The following is an 8,639-nucleotide window of genomic DNA, read 5'->3' on the forward strand; positions in this document are numbered from 1 at the left end:
CTGTCAGGTTTCATTCATATTCATGGGCATTCATTGCTCACTTAACCTTGCAGAGTGTTTTAAATCTAATACAATGAATGAACGTTCATTCATTGAGAGCGTACATCATGTCCGACAAAAAAACGCAGATCCTAGAAGCCACCGAGCGTTTACTGGCAAAACACGGCTTTGACCGCCTCTCTATGCAGATGGTCGCCAAAGAAGCTGGCGTTGCGGCAGGCACGATTTATCGGTACTTCTCGGATAAGAACGATTTGTTGAGCCAACTTCGCAATCATGTCATTGGAAAATGCGCCGAAAATATATTGCACGGTTTTACCAACGACATGTCTATGAAACAGCAGTTTGTCACCCTTTGGCGTAATGCCTGGCAAATCACCATTGATCGTGACGACAATGCAATCAACCGTGAGCAGTTTGATAGCTTGCCCTATCAAAACGGTACAGAACAAAAAATGGCGGAAAGGGAGGTTTTTGCTCCCATACATCAGTTTTTCGAAACCGGTATCGCCAATGGAATATTCAAACCACTCTCAACTGACGTGCTTTCTGGCATAGGCCTTGAACCGGCCATCTGTTTAGCTCGCAAACAGGAAAGGGGTGTTATAAACCTTGACGCTTCAGCGCTCGATGATGCTATCAACGCGTGCTGGGATGCTATATGCCTTCATAAAGAATCGGAGAAATCTAAATGAAGAAATCGTTTGTTGTCATGTTGGTCGTGGCACTTGTACTTTTCGGTACAGTTATCGGCTTTAACATGTTTAAACAACAAAAAATTGCCGAATACATGGCAAACATGCCCGAGCCCGAATTCCCTGTGACAGTGACAGAAATGTCATCGATTGAGTGGATCCCTACCATTGAAGCCATCGGCTTTATCGAACCAAACCAAGGTGTCACGCTAACCACCCAAGTTAACGGCGTGATCGACCACATTAACTTCGTTTCTGGTCAAGCCGTGAAGCAAGGTGACGTGCTGTTGGCGTTGGATTCAAAAGTTGAAGCGGCAAACCTGAAGAGTACTCAAGCGCGTCTGCCTGCCGCGAAAGCCAAGTACAAGCGCTACCAAGGCCTGTTCCGTAAGGGTTCTATTTCGAAAGAGGCATTGGATGAAGCTGAAGCGAACTACCGCTCTTTACAAGCTGACGTAGAAAGCCTGAATGCTTCGATTGAGCGCCGCACCATTGATGCGCCGTTTGATGGCGTGGTGGGTCTTCGTAATGTGTTCTTAGGTGAATACCTGCAGCCAGGCACAGAAATTGTGCGCTTAGAAGACACCTCTATCATGCGTCTTCGCTTCACTGTGCCACAAACAGACATTGCGAAAATCAAGCTAGGCCAAAAGATTAACATTGCTGTCGATGCATACCCTGATACGCCTTTCACCGGCAAAATCAGTGCCATAGAACCTGCTGTTAACTTCCAAAGTGGTTTGATCCAAGTGCAGGCTGATATCCCTAACAACCACGGTCAACTGCGTTCAGGTATGTTTGCGCGCGCAAATATCATTCTGCCAACGATTGAAGATCAAATTGTTGTCGACCAAACCGCTATCAACTTCACGCTGTATGGCGAAAACGTGTATGTCCTTCGTGAAGAAGACGGCGTGACACGTGCGTACCAACAAGTGGTAAAAGTCGGTGAGCGTAAAGGCCATATCGCACACGTGCTTGATGGTCTAAACGCGGGCGACAAGGTGGTGACATCGGGTCAAGTTCGCTTGAGTAATGGTGCGAAAGTACGTGTTGTTGAAAACGATGCGCTGACACCACCTGAACAGCTACCACAACTGTAATGAGGTCCTGATGAAATTTACGGATATTTTCATAAGGCGTCCGGTTCTGGCCATCTCGATCAGCTTTTTGATCGCACTGCTTGGCCTGCAATCGATGTTCAAGATGCAGGTTCGGGAATACCCGGACATGACCAATACCGTTGTTACCATCGCCACCAGTTATTACGGTGCAAGTGCTGACTTGATCCAAGGCTTCATTACGACGCCACTGGAACAAGCCGTTGCACAGGCTGACAACATTGACTTTATGACGTCTGAATCGGTGCTGGGTACCTCCACCGTGACGGTTTACATGAAGCTGAACACCGACCCAAATGCTGCATTGGCAGACATTTTGGCGAAGGTGAACTCTGTTCGCGCACAGTTACCCGGTGAATCTGAAGACCCTTCTGTCACCATGTCGACGGGCTCAACAACCGCGGTAATGTACATCGGCTTTACGTCTGACACTCTCGATTCAAGTCAAATCACCGACTACCTTGAGCGTGTAACTAAGCCTCAGCTGTTCACCGTAAACGGTGTAGCGAAAATCGACCTTTACGGCGGTTTGAAATACGCGCTACGCGTATGGCTAGATCCGGCGAAAATGGCGGCGTTCAACCTGACCGCGACGGAAGTGATGGGCGTACTTAACGCCAACAACTACCAGTCTGCTACCGGCCAGTCGATCGGTACTTACATGGTGTATAACGGCTCTGCCGATACCCAAGTATCCAACACCGACGAGCTTAGCCGTTTGGTTGTCGCCACGCAGGAAGGTCAGGTCATTCGTCTTGGCGATATCGCGAAGGTCTCGCTAGAGAAGAGTCACGATATCTACCGTGCTACCGCGAATGGCTCAGAAGCTGTTGTCGCCGCGATCAACGCCGCACCAACGGCAAACCCAATCAACATCGCTGCGGATGTCACTGCCAAGCTGCCAGAGCTTGAACGTAACATGCCTAGCACCATCAAGATGAATGTCTTGTATGACTCCACCGTTGCGATCAACGAATCGATTCATGAGGTTGTGAAAACCATCATTGAAGCGGCACTGATCGTATTGGTGGTGATCACCTTGTTCTTAGGTTCATTCCGCGCGGTGCTTATCCCTATCATCACTATCCCACTGTCTTTGATTGGTGTGGCGATGATGATGGAGCTGTTTGGCTTCTCGTTAAACTTGATGACACTGCTTGCCATGGTATTGGCCATCGGTCTGGTGGTGGATGACGCCATCGTTGTCCTAGAGAACGTCGACCGTCATATCAAACTCGGTGAGTCGCCGTTCCGTGCTGCCATCATTGGTACCCGTGAAATCGCCGTGCCTGTTATCTCGATGACACTGACACTGGCGGCGGTATACGCACCTATCGCATTGATGGGGGGGATCACAGGCTCGTTGTTCAAAGAGTTTGCACTGACGCTTGCTGGTGCCGTCTTTGTCTCGGGCATCATTGCACTGACCTTGTCGCCAATGATGTGTTCGAAAATGCTTAAGGCCAACGAAAAGCCGAGCAAATTCGAAGCCAAGGTACATAGCTTCCTTGATCGTATGACAGAAGGCTATGCACGCATGTTGGGCGGCATCATGAAGATTCGTCCTGTCATCATCTCTTTCGCGGTGATCGTGTTTGTCAGTCTGCCAATCATGTTCTCCTTTATCCCGAGTGAGCTTGCGCCACCGGAAGATAAAGGGGTGATGGTAATGATGGGTACTGCACCATCAACGGCAAACTTGGATTACATCGAAAACACCATGGCTGAAGTGAATGCAAAATTGGCTGCACAGCCAGAAGTTGCGTTTGCACAGGTGTTCTCAGGTGTGCCTAAGTCAAACCAAGCCTTCGGTATTGCCTCTTTGGTACCGTGGAGTGAGCGTGAAGCCAGCCAAGCTGACGTGGTTAAACGCATGACTGACGAAGTGAAGGATGTACCAGGTATGGCAGTAACAGCATTCCAGATGCCAGAACTACCGGGTGCATCTTCAGGTCTTCCGATTCAATTCGTTATCACCACGCCAAGTAACTTCGAAAGCTTATTCCAAGTTGCGGCAGATGTGCTTGCTGACGTGAAAAGTAACTCTATGTTTGTGTACTCAGACATGGACCTGAACTTCGATTCTGCGACGATGAAAATCAACATCGACAAAGACAAAGCAGGCGCTTATGGCATCACAATGCAAGACATCGGCATCACGCTAGGCACCATGATGGCGGACGGTTATGTTAACCGTATCGACTTAGATGGCCGCTCCTACGAGGTGATCCCACAAGTTGAGCGTAAGTACCGTTTGAACCCTGAATCTATTAAGGGTTACTACGTACGTTCAGCCAGTGGTGAAGCCGTGCCTCTGGGCTCACTGGTAACCATTGACGTTGTTGCAGAGCCTCGTGCATTGCCACACTTCAACCAGCTAAACTCTGCGACCATCGGTGCAGTTGCTGCGCCTGGCGTTGCAATGGGTGATGCGATCAACTGGTTTGAAGGCATTGCTGCCGAGAAACTGCCACGCGGCTACCAACATGACTACCTCGGTGAAGCACGTCAGTTCGTCACAGAAGGCAGTGCGCTATTTGGCACCTTCTTGCTGGCATTGGCTGTTATCTACCTTGTACTCGCGATTCAGTTCGAATCATTGCGCGACCCGCTCGTTATTCTGGTCTCCGTACCGTTGGCGATCTGTGGTGCCTTGATTGCTCTGGCGTGGGGTGCCGCGTCAATGAACATCTACTCTCAGGTCGGTTTGATTACTCTGATTGGTTTGATCACCAAACACGGTATTCTTATCTGTGAAGTGGCAAAAGAAGAGCAACTTCATAACGGCATGAGCAAGATGGAAGCGGTGATGGAAGCGGCAAAAGTGCGTCTTCGCCCAATCCTGATGACTACAGCTGCGATGATCGCGGGTCTTATCCCGTTGATGTACGCAACCGGTGCAGGTGCTGCTCAGCGCTTTAGTATTGGTATTGTTATCGTTGCGGGTCTGGCAATCGGTACGCTATTTACCTTGTTCGTTCTTCCCGTTATTTATACTTACCTTGCAAGCCGCCACGAGCCGCTGCCTGTGTTCGTAGAAGATGACGAATTAGAAGCAATGAGATTGGCAGAAGAAGCTGAAAAAGCCGCTTCGCACTAAGTCTCTATTTGCACGAGAAGGCCTCCATTGTGAGGCCTTTTTTATTTTGCTCCGTAGTGGAGAAGAGAAAAGAGTTTTTCGACAACAATCCGAGGATTGCTTAGAATAGCGTCATCATAATAAGGAGTAGCGCATGTTCGACCCTAAGAAACTAGAGCAAGTCGTTAAGCAGATTCAGGAGTCTATGCCAAAGCCTGTGAAAGATCTGGGCAATGACGTAGAGCAGAAGGTTCGTGAAGTGATCCAATCACAACTAGCAAAATTGGATGTTGTTAGTCGTGAAGAGTTTGATGTTCAAACGCAAGTTCTGCTTCGTACTCGCCAAAAGCTGAGTGAAATGGAACAAAAGCTTGCAGAGTTCGAACAGAAGCTGAACGAAAAATCTGACGCTTAATCATCGCGAGCCTACACAAAGGCTGCATGCAAAAAAACAGCATTAAAAAACCCGGCTTTCGCCGGGTTTTTCATCGTCAGTACGGAATTAGTCACCAACAGCAATGCGCTTCATGTCAGTCATGTAGCCACGTAGCTCTTGACCAATCCACTCTACTGGGTGATTGCGCAGTGCATCATTCACCGCAATCAAGGTTGCGTTGTCAGCATCGTTGCCTACGTCGCCAAGACCTTTACCGATAACGTCAGTACCTACACCTGGCATGAACTTCTCACGCAATAGTGGTGTCGCAACGTTCGCGAACAGGTAGTTACCGTATTCAGCGGTGTCAGAGATAACCACGTTCATTTCATACAGACGCTTACGCGCAACGGTATTTGCAATCAATGGAAGCTCATGCAGTGACTCGTAGTATGCAGACTCTTCAATGATGCCAGATGCAGTCATTGCTTCAAAAGCAAGCTCAACACCCGCACGAACCATTGCAACCATCAAGATACCGTTGTCGAAGTACTCTTGCTCAGAAATCTTAACGTCTGAATCTGGGTATTGTTCGAATGCAGTTTGTGCTGTCTCTTCACGCCAACCCAGTAGGTTTGCGTCGTCATTCGCCCAGTCTGCCATCATGGTTGATGAGAAGTGGCCAGAGATAATGTCGTCCATGTGCTTGTTGTAAAGTGGACGCATCAGATCTTTCAGATCTTCTGACAATTCAAACGCTTTGATCTTCGCAGGGTTAGACAGACGATCCATCATGTGCGTGATGCCACCGAACTTCAGTGCTTCGGTGATCGTTTCCCAACCGAACTGAAGCAGTTTACCTGCGTAGCTTGGGTCAATGCCGTCAGCAACCATCTTCTCGTAACATACGATAGAGCCCGCTTGAAGCATGCCACATAGAATGGTTTGCTCGCCCATCAGGTCAGATTTAACTTCAGCAACAAAAGACGACTCAAGAACACCTGCGCGGTGACCACCAGTTGCAGCAGCCCACGCTTTCGCGATTTCGTGACCTTCACCTTGTGGATCGTTCTCTGGGTGAACGGCCATTAGCGTTGGAACACCGAACCCACGCTTGTACTCTTCGCGTACTTCAGTACCTGGGCACTTAGGTGCAACCATCACGACAGTGATGTCTTTACGAATTTCCATGCCTTCTTCAACGATGTTGAAGCCGTGTGAGTAACCTAGCGCAGCACCTTCTTTCATCAAAGGCATGACTGCGCTAACAACGCTGGTGTGTTGCTTGTCAGGTGTTAGGTTTACCACCAAGTCCGCTTGTGGGATCAGGTTTTCGTAGTTATCAACGTTAAAGCCGTTTTCTTTGGCATTCTTGTAAGATTGACGCTGTTCGTCGATAGCCGCTTGGCGAAGTGCATAAGACACGTCTAGGCCAGAGTCACGCATGTTTAGGCCTTGGTTTAGACCTTGCGCACCACAACCAACGATAACCACTTTCTTACCTTTTAGGTAATCCGCTTCATTGGCAAACTCCGCTTTGTCCATAAAACGGCAAACACCCAGCTGAGCAAGTTGCTCGCGTAGGTTCAAGGTATTGAAATAGTTAGACATGTCGAATACTCCGTAAGAAAAATCTGTCCTTGAGCGATGTGGGTGCGACACGCAGGCACATCGAATTGGATTCATAATAGATCAGGCAGTAAATTGCTTAAAGTGATATATTCACAACATGTAATTGCAATTTATGCAACATAAGAGAACGACAATGGACGTCAAGCATCTCCAATTCTTTATTCACCTATGCGATAGCAAAAACTTCTCAAAAACCGCCGCAGCGATGCACATCAGCCCGTCTGCGTTAAGTCGCCAAATACAAAAGCTCGAGCAAGAAGCTAATCAGCAACTTTTCCTTAGGGACAACCGCAGCGTAGTGCTGACCCCTGCAGGGAAAAAGCTATTGCCAATTGCGATGAGAATATTATCTGAATGGCAACAATACCAAAGCCAAGCGGATGCATCTGAGAACGAACTACGCGGTGAACTTCGCCTGTTTTGCTCTGTAACAGCAAGTTATAGCCACCTGCCCGAACTGCTCTCAGAGTTTCGAATTCGTCACCCATTCATCGAACTCAAGCTCTCTACGGGCGATCCTGCACAAGCGATAGACAAAGTACTCGTTGACGAAGCTGATATCGCCATTTCCGCAAGACCAGAGCAGCTGCCCGCTAAAGTTGCATTTAAAGCCATCAGTGATGTACCTCTGTCAGTGATTGCCCCCGCAGGCGTGAGCAGCTTTGCCGAGGCATTGCAGAAGGAAACACCGGACTGGCACGCTATACCATTCATCGTTCCAGAAGCCGGTACAGCGAGAGAGAGAGCCAACACCTGGTTCAGGCAAATGAAGATAAAGCCAAATATCTACGCACAAGTCTCAGGCCATGAGGCCATCGTAAGCATGGTTGCACTAGGATGCGGAGTCGGTATTGCACCAGATGTCGTGATCAACAACAGTCCAGTACGAGAGAAAATTGAAAAGCTGCGCCTAGTGCCGATCAAACCCTTTGAGCTTGGCGTATGTAGCCTTCACTCCCAGCTTGATAATGCGTTAGTAAGGGCGTTATGGGATATCGCTGAAGAGAAAAACATTGCGAATTAAACGAAAATCAGATTCGTCTCATGCTTGATTCAGAAAGATTTTGTCAGTAACAAGATACGGCGTCTATCCTCCACTCATCTTTACTAACAGGCAGAGTCAGCATGTCTTTTATTGAAAGAGTTGGAAAAGCGCTTGAACCGCTAATGCTCGCTATGGGCTTAATAAGCCCTCTGGCAACACTCCCGCAAATATATAAACTCTATTTCTCTCACAGTGAAAGTGCCGAAGGTTTATCGCTAGTAACATGGCTGCTTTACACATTCATTGCGTCGCTCTGGACCATATATGGTTTGTATCACAAGAACCCGACGATTTGGGTTGGCAATGGGCTGGGGTTCATCATGTATGTTGCGATGGTCATAGGGATTATCGCTCATGCAGGCATGACGTTTTAACCTGCATACCTCTACATCTCTTATGAAGCGAAAACCCACAGACGATAAAAAGCCCCGCTATTGCTAGCGAGGCTTCTTAATAAATGGCGGAGCGGACGGGACTCGAACCCGCGACCCCCGGCGTGACAGGCCGGTATTCTAACCAACTGAACTACCGCTCCACACGGTGATAAACAGTCTCCTGTTCATCCGATACATGTCGTTCAATACACATATCTAAATTGGAAGCCTGGCGATGTCCTACTCTCACATGGGGAAGCCCCACACTACCATCGGCGCTGTTACGTTTCACTACTGAGTTCGGCATGGAGTCAGGT

General features: G+C 48.4%; 7 protein-coding genes, 1 tRNA gene and 1 rRNA gene. 6 read left to right on the forward strand and 3 right to left on the reverse strand.

The window, feature by feature from the left end; genetic code table 11:
- Positions 1 to 107: 107 nt before the first annotated feature.
- The 4 genes from EQP46_RS14580 to ubiK all read left to right on the forward strand — a co-directional run bounded on the left by EQP46_RS14580 (position 108) and on the right by ubiK (position 5,310).
- Positions 108 to 695 carry a TetR/AcrR family transcriptional regulator gene (locus EQP46_RS14580; RefSeq protein WP_192545514.1) on the forward strand — a complete coding sequence of 196 codons (588 nt, stop codon included), beginning with the start codon at positions 108 to 110 and terminating at the stop codon, positions 693 to 695.
- Complete coding sequence (locus EQP46_RS14585; RefSeq protein WP_129494348.1) at positions 692 to 1,798, forward strand: efflux RND transporter periplasmic adaptor subunit; 1,107 nt, start codon at positions 692 to 694, stop codon at positions 1,796 to 1,798. Before EQP46_RS14580 ends, EQP46_RS14585 begins: the two co-directional genes overlap by 4 nt.
- A gap of 10 nt (positions 1,799 to 1,808) precedes the next feature.
- Positions 1,809 to 4,916: a multidrug efflux RND transporter permease subunit gene (locus EQP46_RS14590; RefSeq protein WP_129494349.1), complete on the forward strand. Its 3,108-nt coding sequence runs from the start codon at positions 1,809 to 1,811 to the stop codon at positions 4,914 to 4,916.
- Positions 4,917 to 5,049: 133 nt separating this feature from the next.
- On the forward strand, positions 5,050 to 5,310 hold the full coding sequence (ubiK, locus tag EQP46_RS14595; RefSeq protein WP_017010496.1) for a ubiquinone biosynthesis accessory factor UbiK: 261 nt from the start codon (positions 5,050 to 5,052) through the stop codon (positions 5,308 to 5,310).
- 87 nt (positions 5,311 to 5,397) lie between these two features.
- Here ubiK and ilvC read toward each other — a convergent pair whose 3' ends face one another.
- A complete protein-coding gene (gene ilvC / locus EQP46_RS14600) occupies positions 5,398 to 6,882 on the reverse strand; it encodes a ketol-acid reductoisomerase (protein WP_129494350.1) in 1,485 nt (494 codons plus the stop codon).
- A 154-nt stretch (positions 6,883 to 7,036) separates the two neighbouring features.
- On the opposite strand from ilvC, the gene ilvY reads away from it, so the two are divergent.
- Positions 7,037 to 7,927, forward strand: coding sequence for an HTH-type transcriptional activator IlvY (gene ilvY / locus EQP46_RS14605; protein WP_129494351.1), 891 nt, complete (start codon positions 7,037 to 7,039; stop codon positions 7,925 to 7,927).
- 101 nt (positions 7,928 to 8,028) lie between these two features.
- Positions 8,029 to 8,322: a SemiSWEET transporter gene (locus EQP46_RS14610; RefSeq protein ID WP_129494352.1), complete on the forward strand. Its 294-nt coding sequence runs from the start codon at positions 8,029 to 8,031 to the stop codon at positions 8,320 to 8,322.
- Between the two features lie 84 nt (positions 8,323 to 8,406).
- Here the strand turns inward: EQP46_RS14610 and EQP46_RS14615 are convergent.
- Both EQP46_RS14615 and rrf read right to left on the reverse strand, forming a co-directional pair.
- Positions 8,407 to 8,483, reverse strand: a tRNA-Asp gene (locus EQP46_RS14615).
- Positions 8,484 to 8,549: 66 nt separating this feature from the next.
- Positions 8,550 to 8,639, reverse strand: a 5S ribosomal RNA gene (rrf, locus tag EQP46_RS24655); the annotation flags it as partial.

This window comes from Enterovibrio baiacu, assembly GCF_004120195.1.
Lineage (GTDB): Bacteria > Pseudomonadota > Gammaproteobacteria > Enterobacterales > Vibrionaceae > Enterovibrio > Enterovibrio baiacui.